At 67.1% G+C, this 22,369-nt stretch carries 18 protein-coding genes; 7 read left to right on the top strand and 11 right to left on the bottom strand.

The window, feature by feature from the left end; translation table 11 throughout:
- Window positions 1–25 precede the first annotated feature (25 nt).
- Window positions 26–1,483 carry a DUF2235 domain-containing protein gene (locus tag BKE09_RS06840; protein WP_075675260.1) on the bottom strand — a complete coding sequence of 486 codons (1,458 nt, stop codon included), beginning with the start codon at window positions 1,481–1,483 and terminating at the stop codon, window positions 26–28.
- Between the two features lie 225 nt (window positions 1,484–1,708).
- Between BKE09_RS06840 and BKE09_RS06835 the strand changes: the two genes are divergently transcribed.
- Entirely contained in the window at window positions 1,709–2,962 is a 1,254-nt protein-coding gene (locus tag BKE09_RS06835) for a M12 family metallo-peptidase (protein WP_075675259.1), read from the top strand.
- A gap of 87 nt (window positions 2,963–3,049) precedes the next feature.
- On the opposite strand, the gene lpxH is transcribed toward BKE09_RS06835, so the two are convergent.
- From lpxH to BKE09_RS06790, 9 genes are all read right to left on the bottom strand, one after another.
- A complete protein-coding gene (lpxH, locus tag BKE09_RS06830) occupies window positions 3,050–3,796 on the bottom strand; it encodes a UDP-2,3-diacylglucosamine diphosphatase (RefSeq protein ID WP_075675258.1) in 747 nt (248 codons plus the stop codon).
- A 93-nt stretch (window positions 3,797–3,889) separates the two neighbouring features.
- Window positions 3,890–4,429 (bottom strand): phosphatase PAP2 family protein, encoded by a 540-nt coding sequence (locus tag BKE09_RS06825; protein ID WP_075675257.1) that lies wholly within the window; start codon window positions 4,427–4,429, stop codon window positions 3,890–3,892.
- Window positions 4,410–5,555, bottom strand: coding sequence for a glycosyltransferase family 1 protein (locus tag BKE09_RS06820; protein ID WP_075675256.1), 1,146 nt, complete (start codon window positions 5,553–5,555; stop codon window positions 4,410–4,412). The genes BKE09_RS06825 and BKE09_RS06820 overlap by 20 nt, the downstream gene beginning before the upstream one ends.
- Window positions 5,556–5,726: 171 nt before the next feature.
- Complete coding sequence (locus tag BKE09_RS06815) at window positions 5,727–8,669, bottom strand: TonB-dependent receptor (RefSeq protein WP_075675255.1); 2,943 nt, start codon at window positions 8,667–8,669, stop codon at window positions 5,727–5,729.
- A gap of 319 nt (window positions 8,670–8,988) precedes the next feature.
- Window positions 8,989–10,515, bottom strand: coding sequence for an exopolyphosphatase (ppx, locus tag BKE09_RS06810; RefSeq protein WP_075675254.1), 1,527 nt, complete (start codon window positions 10,513–10,515; stop codon window positions 8,989–8,991).
- 321 nt (window positions 10,516–10,836) lie between these two features.
- Window positions 10,837–12,924, bottom strand: coding sequence for a polyphosphate kinase 1 (gene ppk1 / locus BKE09_RS06805; RefSeq protein WP_075675253.1), 2,088 nt, complete (start codon window positions 12,922–12,924; stop codon window positions 10,837–10,839).
- 4 nt (window positions 12,925–12,928) lie between these two features.
- On the bottom strand, window positions 12,929–14,260 hold the full coding sequence (gene phoR / locus BKE09_RS06800; RefSeq protein WP_005415460.1) for a phosphate regulon sensor histidine kinase PhoR: 1,332 nt from the start codon (window positions 14,258–14,260) through the stop codon (window positions 12,929–12,931).
- Between the two features lie 106 nt (window positions 14,261–14,366).
- Window positions 14,367–15,056 (bottom strand): phosphate regulon transcriptional regulator PhoB, encoded by a 690-nt coding sequence (phoB, locus tag BKE09_RS06795; protein WP_005408258.1) that lies wholly within the window; start codon window positions 15,054–15,056, stop codon window positions 14,367–14,369.
- 116 nt (window positions 15,057–15,172) lie between these two features.
- Window positions 15,173–16,873 (bottom strand): M48 family metalloprotease, encoded by a 1,701-nt coding sequence (locus BKE09_RS06790; protein ID WP_170871731.1) that lies wholly within the window; start codon window positions 16,871–16,873, stop codon window positions 15,173–15,175.
- Window positions 16,874–16,961: 88 nt separating this feature from the next.
- Between BKE09_RS06790 and grxC the strand changes: the two genes are divergently transcribed.
- From grxC to BKE09_RS06760, 6 genes are all read left to right on the top strand, one after another.
- Window positions 16,962–17,252: a glutaredoxin 3 gene (gene grxC / locus BKE09_RS06785; RefSeq protein ID WP_004154541.1), complete on the top strand. Its 291-nt coding sequence runs from the start codon at window positions 16,962–16,964 to the stop codon at window positions 17,250–17,252.
- The gene (locus BKE09_RS06780; protein ID WP_075675251.1) at window positions 17,249–17,641 is read left to right on the top strand and encodes a carboxymuconolactone decarboxylase family protein; all 393 of its coding nucleotides are present in this window, start codon (window positions 17,249–17,251) and stop codon (window positions 17,639–17,641) included. The genes grxC and BKE09_RS06780 overlap by 4 nt, the downstream gene beginning before the upstream one ends.
- Window positions 17,642–17,960: 319 nt before the next feature.
- Window positions 17,961–18,965: an isocitrate dehydrogenase gene (locus tag BKE09_RS06775; protein ID WP_014036138.1), complete on the top strand. Its 1,005-nt coding sequence runs from the start codon at window positions 17,961–17,963 to the stop codon at window positions 18,963–18,965.
- Between the two features lie 254 nt (window positions 18,966–19,219).
- Window positions 19,220–19,963 carry a cysteine hydrolase gene (locus BKE09_RS06770; RefSeq protein ID WP_075675250.1) on the top strand — a complete coding sequence of 248 codons (744 nt, stop codon included), beginning with the start codon at window positions 19,220–19,222 and terminating at the stop codon, window positions 19,961–19,963.
- Window positions 19,964–20,015: 52 nt separating this feature from the next.
- Entirely contained in the window at window positions 20,016–20,924 is a 909-nt protein-coding gene (locus BKE09_RS06765; protein WP_075675249.1) for a LysR family transcriptional regulator, read from the top strand.
- Between the two features lie 25 nt (window positions 20,925–20,949).
- The gene (locus BKE09_RS06760; RefSeq protein WP_075675248.1) at window positions 20,950–21,696 is read left to right on the top strand and encodes a sulfite exporter TauE/SafE family protein; all 747 of its coding nucleotides are present in this window, start codon (window positions 20,950–20,952) and stop codon (window positions 21,694–21,696) included.
- A gap of 17 nt (window positions 21,697–21,713) precedes the next feature.
- Here BKE09_RS06760 and BKE09_RS06755 read toward each other — a convergent pair whose 3' ends face one another.
- A complete protein-coding gene (locus BKE09_RS06755) occupies window positions 21,714–22,334 on the bottom strand; it encodes a flavin reductase family protein (RefSeq protein WP_075675247.1) in 621 nt (206 codons plus the stop codon).
- Between the last annotated feature and the right edge of the window lie 35 nt (window positions 22,335–22,369).

Raw genomic sequence — 22,369 nt, 5'->3', positions numbered from 1 at the left:
ACTTGATCCCCTCCGTCCCCTTCTTTCATGCGTTCGGCAACACCACGCGCTTGCCATCCACGGTGGGCCGGTTGATGTAGAACAGGCCGGGACCGGGCCGGTAGGGCAGTTCGCTGACGCCGGCATCGGCGGCGTAGGTCAGTGCGGTATCGCCCAGTGCATCGAAATTCCAGTGCGCCGACTGCATCAGGTAGCGTCGGCGCAGCAGCGCCTCCTGGGTCTGGGTCAGCGCCTGTCCGGCCACCAGCCGCCGTGCGATCGGCTGCAGGGTGGCGGGCAGCTCCCAGCCGGGAACCCCGGCGGCGTCGGTGCGCCATTGCACGCCGGCATCGCGTGCGTGTTGCTGCATCACCTGCAGCGCGATCAACTGGTAGCGCCAATCGATGCGCCGGCGCAGCACCACGGCGGCGGTGACGTACAGCACCGGCGACAGCAGCACGCTGCGGCTGCCGGCGCGGCGCTGCTGCTGCCACTGGTGCCAGACATCCACCCAGACTTCTTTTTCGTCCACGCCCAGCTGCTGCCGCCAGCGTTCGGCATCGGCCTGCGTTTCAGCGTAGGCGGTGGTGGCCTGCAGCATCGCCAGCGGGGGAATCTGGTAGTCGGCAACGGCGGGGCGGCGCAGCTGCTGGCGGCGTGGGCGGCTGAGCAGCTTGGGGCCTTCCTCCAGCTGGTTGTAGCCGCCGCCGATGTTGGCGTGCACGCCGGGCAGGGCGATCTCGGTGAACGGGGGTGCCACCGTGGTCAGCGGATAGTGCTGGCGATGTTCGTCGCGCGCGGTCAGCTGCACCACGCGTGCGGCGATGCCGCTGCGCAGGGCAAGCTGCGGTTGTTCGTCGGAGCGGCCACCGCTGACCGCAACCACGGTATCGAACAGGCCGATGAAACGCAGCCCCGGCAGGACAGGAGCGAATTCCGCCGCGCAGGCCAGGCCGGACGACTGCAGCAGTTGCCGCCAGCGAGCGGCATCCCAGCCCTGCAGCTGGTTGGCGATATCACGTGCCGCGGCAGCGCCTCGCGAAAACCCGAACAGATCCAGCTGCACGCGACGCAGGGGTTGCCGCCAACGCGTGGACAGTTCTGCAAGCGCAGCCGGCAGCAGCACCTGCAGCGCACGCTGCACCTTTGCGCGGACGCCGCTGGCACCGATGCCGAAGGCCAGGCCGATCAGATCATCATCGGCATCATCGCGGGTGCCCACGCCTTCCACATAGATCGACAGCGAAGGCGCGGCCATCGCATCGCGGCGGCTGTCCGGGTACAGCTGCTGCAGGCGCGCGATGTTGGTCAGGCCGTTGTCGTAGCTGCTGGTCAGCCGGCTCTGGTAGGTCGAATCATCATCGGCACGCAGCTGCGCCGGGCGCGGCTGCGGCAGCTGTGGTCGACCACGCGCCAGGTTGCGTGCGTTGTTGCGGGTGCCATCGAAGAACAGGCCGATCCGCAGCAAGCCGACATCTTCGTCCGTGTCCTGCGATGGTGCCATGTGCATTCCCCGTCGTGGCTGCGTCACGGTAGCGCGAAAGCGGTGTATTGGCGAAGTGTAGTGACGCTTTTGACCTGACTGAACGTAGATGCGGTCGATCACAAATCCTGACTTTCATTCCACTCGCCTATTGAATTCACACGACCCGCGCAGGCCATATGGCCAAACCCGGCAAACCGGGTCGTGCTGCATCAACGCTGTTCACATCATTCAAGGAGCGACGCAATGTTGTCCAGATCGATTGGTAAAGCGGCAGGTGGCCTGGTGTTGGGTTTGTCGGTGGCAGCGGCCGCGCAGGCGGCACCGTTGTTCGAGCCGGTGACGGTCATCAGCCGCGCATCGGCAAGCAGTGAGCCCGCACTCGGCAAGCTGCTGGCCACCCCGTCCACGGCGACGGTACAGGAAGTGCGTGTCGATGCAGCCGCCACTGCACAGCCGCAGCTGGAATTCGAACTGCTCGGCCAGCGCGTGCAGGCGGTGCGCAGCAAGGTCCAGGCGCTGCCCGATGGCGGCAGCATCTGGTACGGCCAGTTCCGTTCGCCCTCGGACAAGCTGACCGCGGCCACCTCCAACGGCCAGGACGATCCCGGCAATTCGCTGATCCTGGTGCGCTCGGGCGATACCATCACCGGCTCGATCCGCAAGGATGGAAAGCTGTACCGCCTGCGCCCGCTGGGCAACCGCCACGTGCTGGTGGAAGTAGATGAGTCGCGGATGCCGGCCGACCATCCGGCCGATTACAACCAGCTGCCGAAGATCCCGATGGGCAACAACGATCGCCTCGGTATCGCCCAGGCTTCGTCCGGCACGCCGGCCACCATCCGCGTGCTGGTGGTGGCGACCAATGCCGCCGTCGCGGCCTATGGCGGCAACATGCAGTCGCTGGTGCAGCTGGCGGTGGCCGAATCCAACCAGGGCTATGTCAACAGCAACGTTGGCATCACCATGCAGTTGGCCGGCTACGAGACCACCAGCTACACCGAGTCGGGCAGCTTCGACACCGACCTGGCGCGCTTCCGTGGCACCAGCGATGGCTACATGGACAGCATCCATACCAGCCGCAACAACACCGCCGCCGACGTCGGCGTGCTGCTGATCAACAACACCGCCTACTGCGGCCTGGCCTCGGGCATCGGCTCGACGGCGTCGACCGCGTTCGCGGCGGTGTACTGGGATTGCGCGACCGGCTACTACTCGTTCGCGCACGAGATCGGCCATCTGCAGAGTGCGCGGCATGACATCGCCACCGACTCGAGCACCTCGCCGTATGCCTATGGCCACGGCTACCGCTACGAGCCGGCCACCGGCACCGGCTGGCGCACGATCATGGCCTACAACTGCACCCGCAGCTGCCCGCGCCTGAACTACTGGTCCAACCCGAACATCAGCTACAACGGCATCCCGATGGGCAATGCCAGCACCGCCGACAACCAGCGCGTGCTGGTCAACACCAAGGCCACCATCGCGGCCTTCCGCTGAGTCCAAGCGCCGACCAAGGGCGGCGTCTACCCGGGCGGATGCACCTGCTCTGGTAGATGCCAACCTTGGTTGGCACCTTGCGATCCATTATTCGCGCGGCAGGGTATCCAGTGTCCAGCCGCTGGCATCCACGCGCAGCACCGAACCCTGTTCGTACCAGTCACCCAGCACGATGCGGGTGCGCTCGCGTCCACCGGCCTGCAGCGTGTGGATCGCCGGCCGATGGGTATGGCCATGGATCATGGTGTCCACGCCATGGCGCACGAAGGTGGCATCGACTTCGGCAGGGGCCACGTCGGTCACCGACTCGAACTGCGCGCGATCGTCCTGCTTCATCTCGGTCTGGCGCGCCTGGCTGGCTTCGCGCGCCTTCTGCGCGAAGGCGATGCGTGCGGCCAGCGGCTGCGACAGGAACTGCGCCTGGAAAACCGGGTCGCGCGTCTGTGCACGGAACTGCTGGTAAGGAATGTCATCGGTGCACAGCAGGTCACCGTGCTGCAGCAGCACCGGGCGGCCGTACAGTTCGATCATGCACGGGTCGGGCAGGATGCGCAGGCCGGCACGGCGCGCGTAGTCCTCACCGAGCAGGAAGTCACGGTTGCCGCGGATGAAGTACACCGGAACGCCGCTGTCGGAGAGCACCTTCAACGCATCGGCCACCGCATCGGCGGCGGGCGAGGGCGTGTCGTCGCCGATCCAGGCCTCGAACAGGTCGCCGAGGATGTACAGCGCATCGGCGCCGGGCGCCTGCTCGCGCAGGAAGCGCAGGAACAGGTCGGTGATCTCCGGACGGCTGGGGTCCAGATGCAGGTCGGAAATGAACAGCGTGGTCATGCCCGCATTCTAGGCCATCAACGATGACGGTAGCGCCGCCGGCATTGTGGGGGACAGATCCCTGTTCCGCAGGAAAAGGGATCTGACCCCGGGCTACACCGGCAACGGCAGCCAGGCCAGGCTGGCCGACGCCAGCAGCACCGCGATGCCCGTCGCGGCCAATACGTCGCTGGGGTAGTGCAGGCCCAGGACCACCCGCGACAGCGCGACGCCGGCGGTGAACGGCACCAGCAGCGGCGCCAGCCAAGGGTAGTAGGCCAGTGCGACGATGGTGAACGACACCGCATGCAGGGTGTGCCCGGAGGGGAAGCTGAATTCGTCCAGAGGTGCCACCCAGGCGCGGATGCGCAGGTCGGCCGCATAGGGCCGCGGGCGCCGGGTCCAGCGCTTGAGGCCCTTGTACAGCAGCAGCGCGGCCAGGCCGGTGGCGGCCATGTGCACCGAGGCGCGTAGGCCACCGAAGCCGTCCAGCACCACCAGCGCGCCCATCAGCACATACCAGAACACGCCATCGCCGAGCCGGCTGATGACCGAGAACAGGCGGCGCACGCGACGGCGCCGGCAGTAGTGGTTGGCCCGTCGGCACAGGCGTGCTTCGCGATCGGCCAGCAGCTCAAGCCGCGTGGTGCGCATGGCCGCTCCTCCGCGACTGCGCCAGTTCGGCCAGCAGGGCATCGAACTCGGCCACCACCTGCTGTGGATGCAGGCGTTTCATCGCGCGCGCGGCGTTGCCGCCCAGCATCTGCCGCTGCGCGTCATCCGCCGCCAGTTGCACGGCGGCTTCGATGAACTGCTCGTCGCTGTCCACCGCCGCGCCATTCTCACCGCTGCGCAGGTACTCACGGGCGGCGCCATAGTCGAAGGCCACGGTGGCTACACCGCTGGCCATGCTTTCCAGAGTCACGTTGCCGAAAGTCTCGCTGCGGCTGGGGAACAGGAACAGATCGCCGCTGGCGAAGTGCCGGGCCAGCGCATCGCCGCGCTGGATGCCGCAGAAGATGAAGTCGGGATTTTCATGTGCCAGTTTCTCGCGGGCCGGGCCATCTCCCACCCACACGAAGCGTGCCTTGGGCCGGATCTGCTGCAGCCGGCGGAACGCCTTCACTGCCAGGCCAAGATTCTTTTCAGCGGCAATGCGGCCGACATAGATCGCCACCAGGCCATTGCCATCCACGCCCCATTCCTCGCGCAGCGCAGGATCGCGCCGGCCCGGATCGAACTGCTGGCTGTCGACTGCACGTGCCAGCAGGCGCACGCGTTCGAAGCCCTGCTCGCCGAGGAACTGCTGCAGCTCGCGGGTGGGCACCAGGGTCGCATCGGCCTGGTTGTGGAAGCGGCGCATCCAGCGCATCGCGGCTGCCTGGAGCCAGGCCACGCCGTAGTCGGGCAGGTATTCGTCGAAGCGGGTGTGGAAGCCACTGGCGACCGGAATGCCGAGACGCCGTGCGGTGCGCACGGCCGACCAGCCCAACGGACCTTCGGTGGCGACATACACGGCATCTGGCCGTTGTTGCTGCCAATGGCGGCCGAGACGGATCGGTGCCGGCAGGCCGAAGCGCAGCCCGGGGTAGCGTGGCAGGGCGGCGCCGGGAACCAGCAGGGTGCCAGGTGCGGAGTCCAGCGCTTCGCTGGACTGGCGCGGCCGGATCAGGTCGATCTCATGACCGGAATTGCGCAGTCCCTGTTCCAGGCCCTGCACGGTGAGGGCAACGCCGTTCACTTCCGGCGGATAGGTCTCGGTGACGATGGCATAGCGCATGGCGGGCCTCCGGGTTTCCGGCATGCTCGGGCCTGGCGATGTAGCCGACATGACCACTTTGCGACCATCAGATGACGGCGGCGCCAGCCACCGTATGGACGCCGGCACCCACAAAAAAACCACGGCCCCGAAGGGCCGTGGTCGTGGTGCTTCATGTCACAGCGCGATGGATCAGAAGCGCTGCTGGTACTTCATGTAGACGAAGCGGCCGATGTCGTAGCCACCGTAGTACGAGAAGGCCGAGTTCGGCTTGGTGTACATGATCGGGCCGGTCTTCTCGAACACGTTGTTGGCACCGACCGAGACGGTGGCATCCCACGGCAGCGAGTAGCGGAACTGCACGTCGTGGAAGGTGACCGAACCACGCTCGTTGTAGTTGCGTGCGCCCTTGTACCACGGGGCATACACGCCCGGATCGGAGCACTCGTCCGGATAGGCGCGGATGTCCACGCACTGCTCCTTCACGCCGGAGTAGTAACGCGCGGTCCAGCTGACGCCGAAGTTGCCCAGGTCCCAGCCCAGCACCAGGTTCGAACGGACGCGGAAGTTGCTGCCGATGCCGTTGGAAACGGTCGGCACCACCGTGCTGTCGTTGGTCGAGCGGAACTCGCTCTTGCTGACATAGGTGGTGGCCCAGCCGGCGTTGAACTTGCCGACACTGGTATCCAGGCGGTAGTTCAGGTCCAGGTCGTAGCCTTCGGTTTCCATGAAGCCGGCATTGCGGCTGCCGAACTGCAGGGTGTCGACGATGCCGGCGGTCGGGCCGGTCGACTTGTCACGGGTGAAGCGCTGGCAACGTGCGTCGATGCCCTGCTCGTAGCAGTCGATCAGGATCTGGGTCGGGCTGTCGGCAACGATGGTGTTGTCGATGCGGATCTTCCACCAGTCCAGCGAGGCGTTGAAGTTCTTGATGAAGCTCGGGCTCCAGACCAGGCCCAGCGTCTTGCTGGTCGAGGTTTCCGGGGTCAGGGTCGGGTTGGAGCCCGACACGAACGGCACCGGCGTCGCATCGACGGAGGTGGCGACCGGCTGGTTGCCCTGGCGCAGCTGGCGGAAGGTTGCAGCGTTGGCGATGTCACGGGCGCAGCGGGCGCGGACTTCGGCGCTGGTGCGCGAGGAGCCGAACACGGTATCGCACGGGTCGCTGAACTGGGCGAAGGTCTGCGAGCCACCACCGTACAGATCGCTGATGGTCGGGGCGCGGAAGCCTTCGGCCCAGGTACCACGGACCAGCAGCTGGTCGAACGGCTTCCACTTGAAGCCGAACTTGCTGTTGAGCGTGTTGCCGAAGGTGTCGTAGTCGGAGAAGCGGGTGGCTCCGTTGAAGGTCAGTTCCTTCGCGCCCGGCAGGTCCGCCAGCACCGGCACGTTGATTTCCAGGTACGCCTCGTTGACCTTGTAGCCGCCACCGGTCGGGCCTGCGGCCAGGTTGGTGGTGGCGCCGGCCTGCGCCAGCGGATCCGGACGGTATTCACCGGTTTCCTTGCGGCTTTCCACACCGAACGCGAAGCCCAGGTCGCCGGCCGGCAGGGTCACGATGGAACCGGCGATGTTGGCGAAGAAGTTCTTGCTGGTGGTCTTGCCGGTGGTGACTTCCGGCGGGAACAGCCAGGCCTGCAGGTCGGCGTTGCCATCGATGCCGTTCGGATCGATCGTGCCGTACGGCACCAGCGGGTTCCACGGCTTGCACACGTCATAGGAGATCGGCGCGGCAGCGGTGCCGCACTGGACCTTGCCGGTGGCCGCATTGTAGAACGACGGGCCGACGCCGCCGGCGACGCGCGCCTTGTGCAGGTTGCCGGTGGCGATGGTTTCCAGCTCGTTGCGGTTGTACTGGTAGCCCGCTTCCCAGTCGAAGAAGCGGCTGCCGATCTCGAACGAACCGTCGAACGAAGCCACCGCGCGGTAGGTCTTCAGCTCGCTGGTGGTCACGCGCGGCACTTCCCAGGTACGGCGGTTCCAGGCGACGGCGGTCGGGGTGGCGTAGCCGTGCTGGCGGCCGAACGGATTGAAGTAGCTGTCGATCGACATCGAACCCACGCCAGCGGTGCTGGACTGCAGCGGGTAGCCGGCGATCTGGCGCACGGCCTTGCGCTTGTTGTAGCCCAGCTCGGTGCGGAAGTTGACGTTGTCGGTGATCTTGAAGCGGCCGTCGAAGTACACCGAATCACGCTTGAGCGGGAAGTTCAGGTGCATCTGGTCGTTGGCGTTGCTGACATCGCCAGTGAACGCCGACGGATCGGTGATGTGGTAGTTGGCCGGGTTGGTCGGGTCGGCACCACGGTTGAGCGAGTAGTTGCAGCCGTCCTTCGCGTTGGTGCAGCCCGGGCGACCCTTCAGGCCGGTGAACTGGCCGTACTGGCTGATGGTGGTCCAGTTGGTCAGGTTGTCGGCATGGCGGTCGGTCAGGCCGTAGGCGCTGAAACCGCGGTCCTTGGCCCACACTGCCTTTTCTTCGGCATGTTCGGCCGCGACGGTCAGCGAGATGCGGTCATTGCTCCAGCCGGCCACCACGTCGAAGCGGTCGCGCGCGCCGTCGCCCTGGCTGAACTGGCCGTGGTAGACGTTGGCGGTCACACCGGTGACATTGGAACGGGTGATGATGTTCACCACGCCGGACATGGCATCGGAACCGTAGATGGCCGACGCGCCATCCTTCAGCACTTCGATGCGCTCCACCGCCGAGACCGGGATCGTGGAGATGTCCTGGTAACCGGAGGTGCTGATGCCCAGACGCTTGCCGTTGATCAGCACCAGCGTGCGCTGGGTGCCCAGGTTGCGCATGTCGATGTACGAACCACCCGCGTTCTCACCGGCGGTCAGCGCGTTGGCGCGGCTGATCGCCGGGCTGCCCATCGCGGTGACGTTCTGCAGGATGTCGGCGACCGAGCTGAAGCCCTGCTGCTCGATGGCCGTACGGGTGATCGCGAACACCGGCTGGGCGGTTTCCACGTCCACCTGGCGGATGCGCGAGCCGGTGATCTCGATGCGATCGAGGTTGGTGGGAGTGGCGCTGCTGCCGTCCTGGGCAAACGCGGGCAGGGCGGCCAGCGCTGCGGTGGTAGCCAGGGCGTAGCGGATGGCCTGCCCCAGTGCGGTGGTGCGTGAAGTCATGGCGAGCTCTCTCTCTCTCAGGTCGTGCAAAGGACGCCAAAGTGGGCGTCGAAGGAGCCAGCAGGGTCGATGACCGAGCCGGTGACCCGATAGTAGTCTCGTTAGTTAATGCTCTGTAAAGGGTTCGTATCCATTTATGTCACAGCGCACCGCTCCCCTTCACGAAACGTGAACAAAAGCAGGCGCTTACGTAATGGTGGCGACTCCCCGTACCGCGCCGTTGTGTTGCGAAGCAGCACAAAAAACCGCCAGACTGCGCAAAGTAGGGGTGCGAAGTGCGTCACCCCTGCTGTCCTGTGGACAACAGGGGACAGCGTATTCAGGCCACGAACGGACGGAACTGGATGCCCAGCCCGGCGATCCCGTCGGTCTCGCCGATCAGGTCGGCGCGCAGCAGCGGACGGGCATCGATGAAGGCCTGCGGCACGATCAGCGACAGCCGGTTGTCGTCGGCGGTCAATTCCAGCACCGGCAGCGGGTCGTCCTCATGCGCGCGGTTGAGCAGCACCGCAAGGCGCAGCAGGGCCGCCAGCCGGCGTGCGGTCAGCAGCAGGCGTTCGGGCAGGGCGTCGAAAGCGGTCTTGGTCACGCTGCGGCGGTGGCTGCGCACCAGTGCCGCCAGCATCTGCTGCTCCTGGCGCGAGAAGCCGGCGATATCCGAGTGTTCCAGCACATAGCTGCCATGCACGTGGTAGCCGCTGTGCGCGATCATCAGGCCCAGCTCGTGCAGGCGCGCGGCCCAGCCGAGCATGCGCGCATCGTCGGCATCAAGCCGCCAGCGTTCCTGTACCTGCTCCAGCAGTGACAGGGCGGTGTCCTGCACGCGGTCGGCCTGCACCGTATCGATGCCATAGCGCTGGCTGAGCGCAGCGACCGATTCATCACGCAGGTCGTTCTCGGCGGCGCGGCCGACGATGTCATACAGGATGCCTTCGCGCATCGCCGCCTTGCTGACCAGCAGCTTCTGCAGGCCCAGCGCCTGGAACGCCGCTTCCAGCACCAGGATGCCGCCGGCGATGATCGGGCGGCGGTCGCTGGACAGGCCCGGCAACTGGATGTCGTCGATCTTCTTGGCCTTCAGCAGTTCATCGCGCAGCTGCGGCAGGGCCTCGGCAGTGATCGCGCCCTTGCTCAGCTTCATCGTCGCGCAGATCTCGCTGATCGCCTTGTGCGTGCCCGAAGAGCCCAGCGCTTCCTGCCAGCCCAGCGCGCGGTACTTGCTGGCGAAGGGCTGGAACTCGCGGCCGATCTCGGCCAGCGCGTCCTTCCAGCGCTTCTTGCTCAGCTTGCCGCCGGGGAAGAAGCGCCGGGTGCTGGCGATGCAACCGGCCTGCAGGCTTTCGCGCTCCAGGGTCTGCATGCCCATGCCGATGATGAATTCAGTGGAGCCGCCACCGATGTCGATCACCAGCCGGCGCTGGCCGGGCTTGGGCGGTTGCGCGTGGGCCACGCCCAGGTAGATCAGGCGCGCTTCTTCGCGGCCGCTGACCACTTCGATGGCATGCCCCAGTGCGGTTTCGGCCGGGACCAGGAACGATTGCGGCGAGCGCAGCTGGCGCACGGTGTTGGTGGCCAGGGCGCGCACCCGGTGCGGCGGCACATTGCGGATGCGCTGGCCGAAGCGGGCCAGGCATTCCAGTGCGCGCTGGCGGGCTGCGGCGGAGAGTCCACCCTTGCCATCCAGCCCATCGGCCATGCGCACGGTCTCGCGCAGGCGGTCGATCACCCGCAGCTGGCCAAGCGTGTAGCGCGCGATGACCATGTGGAAACTGTTGGAGCCAAGGTCGATGGCGGCCAGCAGGTCGCCATCCTGCAATGCGGGCGGAGTCGTGGTGGTATGCGGCATGGACGAATGTTAGCCGAAGGGGCGGTGTACTCGTCACCGCGCGGCCTTCACATTTTGTAGGAGGGGAGTGCGGCAGGGCTGCGCCCTGCACCCGCCGAATCAACGGCAACAGCAGCAACAGCAACAGCGGGCTATCCGTGGGATGGCGGGGCGGGTCCGGTGGCAGGGGACGCCGTGAACCCGTCCATGGGGGCTTGGTCGCCGCATCCATGCGGCTCACACCCCTGCCACCGGACCCACCCCGCCTTCGACAGTTCTCTGCGACCTGATGGTGGGTGCCTACCGCTCCTGGTAGGTGTCGACCTTGGTCGACACACCGGGTTACAGACCCTGCATCAACGCCATCTGTGCCGAATGCGGTGCCTCGTCATGGGCCGGTGCACGCTTGTGGTAGACGCCGTCGGCGTCCAGTTCCCAGGCGTTGAGGTTGTCGTCCAGGTAGTTCTGCAGGACCTCGCGGTACACCCGCTTGGCCAGTTCCGGGTCGAGGATCGGGAAGCAGGTCTCGACCCGGCGCAGCAGGTTGCGTTCCAGCCAGTCGGCGCTGGCGCAGTACATCTCCGGCGCGCCGTCGTTGCCGAACCAGTAGACGCGGCTGTGCTCCAGGAAGCGGCCGACGATCGAGCGCACGCGGATGTTGTCCGATACACCCGGCACGCGCGGGCGCAGGGTGCAGGCGCCGCGGATGATCAGGTCGATCTGCACGCCGGCCTGCGACGCGGCATACAGCGCGCGCACCACCTGCGGTTCGTTCAGTGCGTTCATCTTGGCGATGATCCGCGCCGGACGGCCGGCGGCGGCGATGCGCGTCTCGCGCTCGATGCGGCCGAGGATGCCGGTGTGCAGGGTGAAGGGCGACTGCAGCAGGCGCTTGAGCTTCATCTTCGAGGCCAGCCCGGACAGCTGCTGGAACAGCAGGTGCACGTCGTTGCCGATGTCCGCATCGGCGGTGATCAGGCTGATGTCGGTGTACGCGCGGGCGGTACCGCTGTGGTAGTTGCCGGTACCCAGGTGCACGTAGCGGCGCAGCTTGCGGCCTTCGCGGCGCACGATCAGCAGCATCTTGGCGTGGGTCTTGTAGCCGACCACGCCGTACACCACCTGCACGCCGGCCTCCTGCAGGCGATCGGCCAGGCCGAGGTTGGCTTCTTCGTCGAAGCGTGCGCGCAGTTCGACCACCACGGTCACGTCCTTGCCGTTGCGCGCGGCCTGGATCAGTGCGTCGACGATCAGCGAATCCTTGCCGGTGCGGTACAGGGTCTGCTTGATCGCCAGCACGTTGGGGTCGATCGCCGCCTGCCGGATCAGGTCCAGCACTGCGGTGAAGGCATCGAACGGGTGGTGCAGCAGCAGGTCCTGGCGCGCCGTGGTCTCGAAGATGCCGTCGCTGTCGCGCAGCGTGCGCGGGGTCATCGGCGGGTACTTCAGGTCCGGCTGCGCGATCAGGTCGTACAGCTGGATGATGCGGTTGAGGTTGACCGGGCCGTCGATGCGATACACCGCGTTCTCGGTCAGGCCGAAATTCTGCAGCAGGGTGCGCACGATCTCGCGCGGCATGTCGTGGGCGATCTCCAGGCGTACCGCCGGCCGGTAGCCGCGGTCGACCAGCTCGTCACGCAGTGCCAGCGCCAGGTTCTCCACTTCCTCCTCGTCCACCACCAGTTCGGAGTTGCGGGTGACGCGGAACTGGTAGGCGCCCTGGACTTCCATGCCCGGGAACAGCTCATCGACGAAGGTCGACAGCACCGAGGACAGGAATACGAAGTTCTGCGGCCCGCCGAGCTTCTCCGGCAGCTGGATGATGCGCGGCAGCGAGCGCGGCGCACGCACGATGGCCAGGTGGCCGGCGCGGCCGAACGCGTCGGTGCCCTTCAGCACCACCACGATGTTCAGCGACTTGTTGAGGATCTTCGGGAACGGGTGCACCGGGTCCAGGCCCAGCGGCGACAGCACCGGCATGATCTCGTTGCGGAAGTAGGCGCGCAGCCAGCGCTTCTGGCGGTCGGTCCAGGAATGGCGGCCGAGCACGCCGATGCCGGCATCCATCAGCGCCGGGCGCAGCGTCTCGTTCCAGCAGCGGTACTGCTGGTCCACCAGCTCCGCAGCGCGGTCATGGATGGCGGTGAGGATGGTCTGCGGGCTCATGCCGTCCGGCGCCGGCGGCAGGCCGAATTCCTGCGCGTGGCGCACGGCGGCGGCGCGGATCTCGAAGAACTCGTCGAGGTTGGTGCAGGAGATGCACATGAAGCGCAGGCGTTCCAGCAGCGGCACCTGCGGGTCCATCGCCTGCGCCAGCACGCGGAAGTTGAAATCCAGCTGCGACAGCTCGCGGTTGATGTACAGCGCCGGGTCGCGCAACGGATCGTTGTCCGGGCTCACGGGGAGGGGGAGGGATCCGAGGCTGCTCATGGCGTCATTCTTCGATGGAGGTCAGGGGGGCGGACTCGCGCGGGCGCACGTGGTCGGCATCGAAATGGCAGGAGAACACCGAGCCCTTGCCGACTTCGCTTTCAATCTCCAGCCGTGCGTGATGCAGGCCGAGGATGTGCTTGACGATGGACAGGCCCAGCCCGGTGCCGCCGCTCTCGCGCGAGCGGCTGCTGGACACGCGGTAGAAACGTTCGGTCAGGCGCGGCAGGTGGGTGGCCGGGATGCCGTAGCCGGAATCGCGCACCGCCAGCACCGCGCCGTCGCCTTCGCGGCGGAACTCCACCGCGATGCGGCCCCCGGCCGGGGTGTAGCGCACCGCGTTGGTGACCAGGTTGGAGAAGGCGCTGTGCAGTTCCTTGGTCGAACCCTGCAGGTCGACACCGGCGAGGTCGTCGATGCTGATCTGGTGGCGGCCCTGGCTGTGCGCCTCGGCCTCGCGGCGCAGCGTCGCCAGCATCGGCTGCATGGCCACGGTCTCTTCCTCGCTGTGTTCCTGCGATTCGAGGCGCGACAGCGTCAGCAGGTCTTCCACCAGCTGGGCCATGCGCTGGCTCTGCTTGCGCATTTCTTCCAGCATCGGTCCGGTTCCCGGGAAATCCTCCGGGTCCATCATGTCCAGGTAGCCGTGGACAACGGTGAGCGGCGTGCGCAGTTCGTGTGAAACGTTGGCCACGAAGTCGCGGCGCACCTGTTCCAGGCGCAGCAGTTTGCTGACGTCGCGGGCGATCAGCAGCCAGTAATCCGACGAATAGGGAATCAGGCGCAGGTTCAGGCGGATCGCCGGGTCGACCGGCGAAGGCACGTCCAGGATCGGTTCGGCGTTGCGGCCCCCGGCCAGCCAGTGGGCCAGCGGCATCGGCTGCAGGCGTTCGACCAGGGCTTCGCCGAGGTCGCCGGGATGGTGCAGGCCGAGCAGGGCGGTGGCCGCTTCGTTGAACCACTGCACGCGCTGGCTGTTGCGGTCCAGCACCACCACCGCATCGGGCAGTGCGGCGGCGGCTGCGCGGTAGCTGCGCAGCATGTCCAGCAGGCGGCGCTTGCGCACGCGCATTTCCACCTGGTTGCGGTACAGCAGGCGGTCCAGTTCGTTCCAGACGCCGGTGCCTTCTTCGGCGGTGTCCCAGCGCTGGCGTGCGGTCAGGCGGCGCAGCACGCTGCGCAGGCGCCAGTAATGCCAGGCCAGGGTGGCCAGCGCGCCCAGCGCGATGCACAACCACAGATGGCCCGTGAACCACCCCACCAGTCCGGCGAACAGCAGTACCGCGGCAACGGTGGCCAGGGTCTTCAACCAGGCAGAGCGGATGTGGCGGGGCATTGCGGTCTCGTCGTTGAGGTGCGGCGGTTCACTGGGGTGAACCGAGGGTTATAGCAGAGTTGCCGGCACCGGCACCCGCAGGTGCGCGGTGCCGGCACGACGAGACTCAGGTGGCAGTAGAGAAGCGGTACCCGGCGCCGCGCACGGTCTGCACCATGTTCTCGGCGTTGAACGGTTCCAGCGTCTTGCGCAGGCGGCGGATGTGCACGTCGATGGTGCGCTCCTCCACGTACACGCTGCCGCCCCACACATGGTCCAGCAGCTGCGCGCGGGTATAGACGCGCTCCGGGTGGGTCATGAAGAAGTGCAGCAGGCGGTATTCGGTAGGGCCGATCGGCACCGGCTGGTCGTTGGCGAACACGCGGTGCGCGGCACCGTCGATGCGGATCGGGCCGACCGCCACGCTGCCGTCCTCGTCATCCTCGCGGGCGCGGCGCATGACCGCACGGATGCGGGCCAGCAGTTCGCGCGCCGAGAACGGCTTGACCACGTAGTCGTCGACGCCGGCTTCAAGGCCACCGACGCGGTCGTTCTCTTCGCCACGGGCGGTCAGCATGATGATCGGCACTTCGCGGGTCAGCGTTTCCTTGCGCCAGCGGCGGGCCAGGTCCAGGCCGCTGGTGCCGGGCAGCATCCAGTCCAGCAGGATCAGGTCCGGAACGCGGTCGGCGATCGCGGTTTGGGCCTCCCGGGCATCGCCGGCGTGGACCGGTTCGTAATCGCCCTTGCGAAGGGCGAAGGCGACCATTTCACGGATCGCGGGCTCGTCATCGACGATCAGGATGCGTTTCTGCACGAGGACACCGTAGGGCTCGGTTACTGGAGTGGTGCCAGTAGACTACGGTTTGATGACATGTTTGTGACTACCCGGCCGGAACCGGCCTGGATTGCCATCGGCCGGTCATGCAGCGCTCAGCGGCGGTCCAGGTCCGGGTCCTGCACGCCCTGGCGGCGCAGCTCCAGCACGGTCGGGGTGATCGATTCGATGCGGGCGTCGACCCGCGCGCGGCCGATGTAATCCAGCGCCGGATTGCGCTTGAGCGCCTGCAGCTGCATCAGCGCCTGTTCCGGCCGCCCGCTGAGGAAGGCCGCCTCGGCATAGGCCTCGCTGGCACGTACGCTGTCGCCGGCCAGCTCGCTGGCGCGGGCAAAGCGCTGCTGGAAGACCGGATCGTTACCGCTTTGCGACAACAGGGGGCGCAGCATCGCCTGCGCGCGCTGGCCGGCCTCGCGGTTGCCCTGTTCGTTCAGGATCTCGGCATAGGTCAGTGCCACCGGGCGGCTGTTGGGGTGTTCGCGCAGCAGTTGCTCGAAGCGGCTGTTGGCCTGGGCGGTCTGGCCCGCCCGCGACTCCGCTTCGCCCAGGCCCAGCGCCAGCCACAGGTTGCCGGGATGGGTCTGGAGCAGGCCGGCCAGGGTCTGCCGGGCCTGGCCGGCGCCGGCGCGGCCACCGCGCATGACGGCCAGTGCCTGGCCATAACGCTGCGCATCGTTGAGACCGTCCTTCTGCCGCTTGGCCAGGTCGGCATACTCGCGTTCCAGCTCGGGGGTGGAATCCGCGCTGAGCACGCGCAGGCGCTCACGCGCCCAGTCGAAGTCGCCGCTGGCGCCACGGTTGAGCTGGCCGATCGGCAGGCGCAGCACACTGCTGGGCAGCAGCGGGTTGTTGCCGCGCAGCAGCGGCTCGCCGAGGCTGGGATCGGCCGGGTCCACCCGCTCCTTGCGCTCGCCGGTGGGGGTGCTGGTGGTCAGCAGCACCGTATCCTTCTTCATCTGCTCGGCGCGGGCCTTGGCCTCGCTGATGCGGGTGATGTTGACCGGGTGGGTGCGCAGGAACTCGGGCACGCTGTAGCCCCCCTCGTTGCCACGCATGGCCGCCGACATCCGTTCGAAGAAGCCGGCCATGGCATCCACGTCGTAGCCGCTGCGCGACAGGGTGCGGATGCCGAGGCGGTCGGCCTCGGACTCGTTGGACCGGGTGTAGTTGATCTGCCGTTGCTGCATCAGGCCCATGCCCGAGCTGATCGCGGCCATCGTCGCGTTGCCGGACGACGTGCTGTTGCTGGCCTGGGCGGCCACCACCGCGGCCAGCATGCCCAGCAGGATCGGAATCTGGTCACGCTGGGCGCGTTCGACACCGCGCAGCACATGCTGCTGGGTGACGTGGGCGATTTCGTGGGACAGCACCGCAGCGACCTCGTCCTCGCGCTCGGCGGTCAGCACCAGTCCGGCATTGACCCCGATGTAGCCGCCCAGCGTGGCGAACGCGTTGATCTGGCGGTCGTTCATCACGAAGAAGGTGTATGGCTGCCGCGGCTGGTCACTGTTGGAGCCGAGCCGGGTGCCCATGGTCTGCAGCCAGTCGTTGACCAGCGGATCCTCCAGCAGGTAGCCGTAGTTGCGCAGCTCGCGCAGCATCATCGCGCCGTACTCGGCCTGGCGGGCCGGGGTCAGCAGCTCGCCGGCCGAGGAGCCGATGTCGGGCAGCTTCTCCTGGGCCTGGGCCAGCGGCATGGCCAGGGCCAGGGTGACGGCGGTAGTCAGCAGCAGGGCTCGCAAGCAGGGGTTCCTCGGGCGGGGCGCGCCAAGCGTGGCAGGGCAGGGGGCAACCATTCGTTAATCCACAGTGTTGCGGCCGTGGCGTGGAAATTCCAGCGCACCGGTACCATATGTAGACCGTCGATCCATCGTGGAGTTTCCCGTGACAGCCCAGACCGCCGGCGGTGCCCCCGCCATCACCATCTATTCCACCGCCGTCTGCCCGTACTGCGTGGCCGCCAAGAACTTCCTGAAGAGCAAGGGCCAGCAGTGGACCGAGGTCCGCATCGACCTGGACCCGGCCGAGCGCGAAAAGATGATGGCGCTGACCCGCCGCACCAGCGTGCCGCAGATCTTCGTCGGCGACGTCCATGTCGGCGGCTACGACGACATGATGGCCCTGCACCGTGAAGGCAAGCTCGAGCCGCTGCTGGCCGGGCAGGGCCAGGCATGAGCGCGGCCGACGACGGCAGCAAGGACCGTATCGCCGAGTTCACCGAGTTCCGCAAGCGCATGAACGAGCGGATCCTGGGTGAGCCGAACCAGGTGGTGCGCCGCTTCTTCGCGCTGGACACGCAGACCTACCAGGCCGGCGCGCTGGACGTGAAGACCAAGGAACTGCTGGGCCTGGTGGCCTCGATGGTGCTGCGCTGCGACGACTGCATCAGCTACCACGTGGCGCAGTGCAAGGAGGCCGGCGTGACCCGCGAGGAATTCTTCGAGACCTTCTCGGTCGGCCTGGTGGTCGGCGGTTCCATCGTGATCCCGCACCTGCGCCGCGCGGTCGACTTCCTCGACCAGCTCGAAGGTGGCGCCGCCGCCCCGGAAGCGCACGCGCATTGAGGGTAGTGCCGGCCGTTGGCCGGCATCCCCTGAACCCGACATGGCCGGGGTTGCCGGCCAGCGGCCGGCACTACCGAACGTGCGAGAGGCTTTCCCCGCAATCCAACAGCCCAGGAGCCCCTTCTTGTTGAAGGGGCGCGCCGACAGGCGGGGGTAGAGGAAGAATGCGCGGGCAATTATGCCTTTGCCGGGGTCAGGACCATGGTCTACTTGGGTAGCCGGCCCCGGCTAAGGCATAATTGCCGGTGAAACTTCCTTTGCGCCGGCGTTTCCGGGCACGTCCGGACGGCGTTTTTCCCCCTGTTCGGAACATCGATCAATGACGCAGAAAATTACGGTCATCCGCGGCGACGGCATTGGCCCGGAAATCATGGACGCCACCCTGTTCGTGCTCGACCAGCTCAAGACTGGCCTGGAGTACGAAGACGCCGACGCCGGCCTGGTGGCCCTGGAAAAGCACGGCGACCTGATGCCGGCGGTGACCCTGGAATCGATCGCGCGCAACAAGGTCGCGCTGAAGAGCCCGCTGACCACCCCGGTCGGTGGTGGCTTCACCTCGATCAACGTCAGCCTGCGCCGCCACTTCGACCTGTACGCCAACGTGCGTCCGGCCCACACCTTCCCGAACACCAAGTCGCGTTTCGACAACGTCGACCTGATCACCGTTCGTGAGAACACCGAAGGTGCCTACCTGGCCGAAGGCCAGGAAGTGTCGGCCGACGGCGAGACCGCCTTCTCCGGCACCCGCATCACCCGCAAGGGCTCCGAGCGCATCGTGCGCTACGCCTTCGAGCTGGCCAAGAGCACCGGCCGCAAGAAGGTCACCGCCGTGCACAAGGCCAACATCATCAAGTCGACCTCGGGCCTGTTCCTGAACGTCGCCCGTGAAGTGGCCGCGCAGTACCCGGAAATCGAATTCCAGGAAATGATCGTCGACAACTGCTGCATGCAGCTGGTGATGCGTCCGGAACAGTTCGACGTGATCGTCACCACCAACCTGTTCGGCGACATCATCTCCGATCTGTGCGCCGGTCTGGTCGGCGGCCTGGGCCTGGCCCCGGGTGCCAACATCGGCAAGGACGCGGCGATCTTCGAAGCCGTGCACGGCACCGCGCCGGACATCGCCGGGCAGGGCAAGGCCAATCCGTGCGCGCTGCTGCTGGCAGCCGCGCAGATGCTGGACCATGTCGGCCAGCCGGAGAACGCCGAGCGCCTGCGCAAGGCCATCGTGGCGACCATGGAAGCCAAGGATTCGCTGACCGGCGACCTGGGCGGCACCGGCACCACCATGAGCTTTGCCCAGGCCATCGCCAGCCGCCTGTAAGCGGCCGGCCGACCTCGGTTGGATCCACAGCGGGGCGCCTTCGGGCGCCCCGTTGCGTTTTCCCGCCCTTGTAGCGTCGAGCCATGCTCGACGGCTCTTCGATCGGGGTAGCCGTGAAAAGCAGTCGAGCATGGCTCGACTCTACAACGTCGGTCTGTCCAGAATTCGCACAGATCATGTGCCGCTAGGCGGCTGGTTCGTGCGTCATGCGCTCCGCATCATGTGCCCACTTTCCACCGCACAGAAGCTTGAACATGAACCTCACCGCCTTTGGTCTGGCCAGCCTGATCGGCATGGCCGCCACCGCCCCGGTCGCCGCCGCCGAGCCGGCCCATCCCACCATCCGCCACATGGCCGGCGCGCCGGTCGCGACCTCGCTGGATGCGGCGAAGACCGCCGTGCTGGTGATCGACTTCCAGAATGAGTACTTCGATGCCAAGGCCGCACCGGGCTTTGCCGGTGGCCGCATGGTCATCCCCGATGGCGTGGCCGCGCTGCGGCAGGCGAAGCGGGTGGTCGAATTTGCCGACGCCCACGGCATCCGCGTGATCCATGTGCAGCACGTGCTTCCGGCCGGCGCACCCCTGTTCGCGCAGGGTAGCGTCAATGCTGCCTTCCATCGCGACCTGCAGCCGCGCCAGGGCGAGACCGTGGTGCAGAAGGACAACGTCAGTGTGTTCGCCGGCGCGTCCGCCGCCGTGCTCGACCAGGTGCTGAAGAGCGCCGGCATCGACACCCTGATCGTCACCGGCCTGCAGACCCATGCCTGCGTGGCCGGCGCTGCGCGCGATGCGGCGGCCGCGCCACGTGGCTACCGGGTGATCGTCTCGTCCGATGCCAGCGCCAGCCGTGACCTGGACCTGGCCGGCGGCCAGCGCATCGGCCATCGCGCGCTGCATGAAGCCTCTCTGGCCCAGATCGAGGACACTTTCGGCGATGTCATGACGACTGACGCGATCCTGGCACTGCCGGTGCGCAAGGCTGGCGACGGCGCTTGATAAGCTGGCGGGGCCCGCATGCCGCGGGCCCCGCCACTGGAGCTGCCCGCCGATGGATCACTTCGCCGCCCTGCGTGCGCTGCGCGCCATCGTCGACGCGGGTAGTTTCACTGCGGCCGCCGAACGCCTGGGGACCACCCACTCGGCGATGTCGCGGCAATTGCGGCAGTTGGAAGAACACCTGCAGGTGCGCCTGCTCGATCGCAACAGCCGTCGGCTGTCGTTGACCGAGGCCGGGCGCGATTACTACCGTGAGGCGGCAACGCTGCTGGACCGCCTGCAGGAAGCCGACGATCGTGCCCGTGCCGGGCAGGCGCAACCCAGCGGCAGCGTACGGATCAGCGTGCCGCAGGTAGTGGCCAGCCAGGAGCTGCCGCACTGGCTGCCGTCGTTCCTGCAGCGTTACCCGCAGGTCACGCTGGACCTGTCGGCGGATGATCAGCTGGTCGATGTGGTGGGTGGTGGTTTCGACCTGGCCCTGCGCATCGCGGCTTCATTGCCGGACAGCCAGCTGGTCGCGCGCGAACTGGCCAGCTGCCCGCGCATCCTGGTCGCCGCACCGGCCTACCTGGCGCGCTACGGCCTGCCGCGGCAGGCAGCGGACCTGGCACAGCACACGCTGCTGGGTTTCAGTCCCAAGGCGTCAATGCCGCCCTGGCAGTTGCAGGGGCCGCGCGGCGCAACCGTGAACATCGAAGCCGGGCAGCGCCTGCGCGTGGATGCCACGCCCGCACTGTACGCCGCCGCGCTGGCCGGCATGGGCATCAGCCTGTTCACCGCGCTGACCGTGCAGGAGGACCTGCGCACCGGTCGTTTGATCCGCGTGCTGCCGGCCTGGCATGCCGGCCAGCGACGCTACTTCGCGCTGTATCCGCATGCACGTGCGCTGGCGCCCAAGGTGCGTGCGCTGGTCGAGCATCTCGCGGCGCACTACGCTGCACAGGTGAGCGCGGCAGGGTAGTCGCGCGGTTGCAGCCGAGGTGGTGATGGAGTCGGTGTATCTGCTGGTCGCGCTCGGCGCGATCGTCGCCGGATTCGTGCAGGGCCTGTCCGGTTTCGCCTTCGGGATGGTGGCGATGTCGTTCTGGGCGTGGGGGCTGGAGCCGCGCCTGGCGGCTACGCTGTCGGTGTTCGGCGCGCTGGTCGGTCAGCTGGTGGCAGTGTTCACCGTGCGGCGTGGATTCAATCTGCGCCTGCTGCTGCCGTTCGTGCTGGGTGGGCTGGCGGGCATTCCGCTGGGCGTGATGGTGTTGCCGCAGCTGGACATGGACTGGTTCAAGGCGCTGCTGGGTGGCTTCCTTGCGCTGTGGTGCCCGGTGATGCTGATGGCGCGATCATTGCCGCCGATCCGCGTGGGTGGTCGTATCGGTGACGCGATCGCCGGCATGGCAGGTGGCGTGCTCAGCGGCATCGGCGGTTTCGCCGGACCGGTGCCGACGTTGTGGAGCACGCTGCGTGGCTTCGGCAAGGACGAGCAGCGCGCGGTCATCCAGAACTTCAATCTGGCAATGCTGGCAGTGACCATGGCCACCTATGTCGGCAGCGGCCTGGTGAGCCGGCAGATGCTGCCGTACTTCGCCATCGTGGCACCGGCCATGCTGGTGCCGACCCTGTTGGGTGCGCGCGTCTACATCGGCATCAGCGAGGCGCGCTTCCGGCAGATCGTGCTGAGCCTGTTGACCGCCTCGGGCATCGCATTGCTAGCGTCGTCGCTGCCGGTGCTGCTCGCGTGACCGTAACCGGTTGAGCTTCAGGCCGGGCGGAACATGCGGAAGCGATGTTCGGCGCCGATGCGGAAGTAGTCGGCGGGCCCGCCACCGCGCAGGATCGGCGCCGCTGCCGCGGTGTCGTAGATGCCATCGACCAGCAACCGTGCATCGATATGCACCGCCACCACTTCGCCCAGCACCAGCCAGCCGTTGGTGTCCTGGCCGGCGGCATCGCGCAGGCGCACGATCTGGGTGCAGCGGCATTCCATGCTCACCGGGCTCTGTGCAACACGTGGGGGTGCGACCTGCGTGGATGCCAGCGGCGTCAGGCCGGCGAGGGTGAACTCGTCGACATCCGGTGCGACCGCGCGGCAGCTTTCGTTCATGGCCACGGCCAGGTCGAACGTGGCCAGGTTCCAGACGAACTCGCCAGTCGCTTCAATGTTGCGCAGCGAGTCTTTGCGGCCCTGGCTGGAGAAACCGATGATCGGTGGGGTGTAGTTGAAGGCGTTGAAGAAGCTGTAGGGCGCCAGGTTCAACGTGCCCTGCGCGTCGCAGCTGGAAATCCAGCCGATCGGGCGTGGGCCGATGATGGCGTTGAACGGGTCATGCGGCAGGCGGTGGCCTTCAGCCGGGCGGTAGCTGTGGAAGGTGTTGGTCATGGGGGGCGTGTTCCGTAGCGTCGAGCGTGCTCGAC

This window comes from Stenotrophomonas sp. TD3 (assembly GCF_001939825.1).
Taxonomy (GTDB): domain Bacteria; phylum Pseudomonadota; class Gammaproteobacteria; order Xanthomonadales; family Xanthomonadaceae; genus Stenotrophomonas.
This window is presented reverse-complemented; position numbering and strand designations above follow the sequence as displayed.

What these genes read in the sequence shown, in the direction of transcription:
- BKE09_RS06770 (WP_075675250.1), top strand. Translation starts at nt 19,220, where the DNA reads ATGAACCTCACCGCCTTTGGTCTGGCCAGCCTGATCGGCATGGCCGCC.
- ppx (WP_075675254.1), bottom strand. Translation starts at nt 10,515, where the DNA reads ATGCCGCATACCACCACGACTCCGCCCGCATTGCAGGATGGCGACCTG.
- BKE09_RS06755 (WP_075675247.1), bottom strand. Translation starts at nt 22,334, where the DNA reads ATGACCAACACCTTCCACAGCTACCGCCCGGCTGAAGGCCACCGCCTG.
- BKE09_RS06835 (WP_075675259.1), top strand. Translation starts at nt 1,709, where the DNA reads ATGTTGTCCAGATCGATTGGTAAAGCGGCAGGTGGCCTGGTGTTGGGT.
- BKE09_RS06825 (WP_075675257.1), bottom strand. Translation starts at nt 4,429, where the DNA reads ATGCGCACCACGCGGCTTGAGCTGCTGGCCGATCGCGAAGCACGCCTG.
- BKE09_RS06815 (WP_075675255.1), bottom strand. Translation starts at nt 8,669, where the DNA reads ATGACTTCACGCACCACCGCACTGGGGCAGGCCATCCGCTACGCCCTG.
- BKE09_RS06840 (WP_075675260.1), bottom strand. Translation starts at nt 1,483, where the DNA reads ATGGCACCATCGCAGGACACGGACGAAGATGTCGGCTTGCTGCGGATC.
- lpxH (WP_075675258.1), bottom strand. Translation starts at nt 3,796, where the DNA reads ATGACCACGCTGTTCATTTCCGACCTGCATCTGGACCCCAGCCGTCCG.
- BKE09_RS06765 (WP_075675249.1), top strand. Translation starts at nt 20,016, where the DNA reads ATGGATCACTTCGCCGCCCTGCGTGCGCTGCGCGCCATCGTCGACGCG.
- BKE09_RS06775 (WP_014036138.1), top strand. Translation starts at nt 17,961, where the DNA reads ATGACGCAGAAAATTACGGTCATCCGCGGCGACGGCATTGGCCCGGAA.
- BKE09_RS06760 (WP_075675248.1), top strand. Translation starts at nt 20,950, where the DNA reads ATGGAGTCGGTGTATCTGCTGGTCGCGCTCGGCGCGATCGTCGCCGGA.
- ppk1 (WP_075675253.1), bottom strand. Translation starts at nt 12,924, where the DNA reads ATGAGCAGCCTCGGATCCCTCCCCCTCCCCGTGAGCCCGGACAACGAT.
- phoR (WP_005415460.1), bottom strand. Translation starts at nt 14,260, where the DNA reads ATGCCCCGCCACATCCGCTCTGCCTGGTTGAAGACCCTGGCCACCGTT.
- BKE09_RS06820 (WP_075675256.1), bottom strand. Translation starts at nt 5,555, where the DNA reads ATGCGCTATGCCATCGTCACCGAGACCTATCCGCCGGAAGTGAACGGC.
- BKE09_RS06780 (WP_075675251.1), top strand. Translation starts at nt 17,249, where the DNA reads ATGAGCGCGGCCGACGACGGCAGCAAGGACCGTATCGCCGAGTTCACC.
- BKE09_RS06790 (WP_170871731.1), bottom strand. Translation starts at nt 16,873, where the DNA reads ATGGTTGCCCCCTGCCCTGCCACGCTTGGCGCGCCCCGCCCGAGGAAC.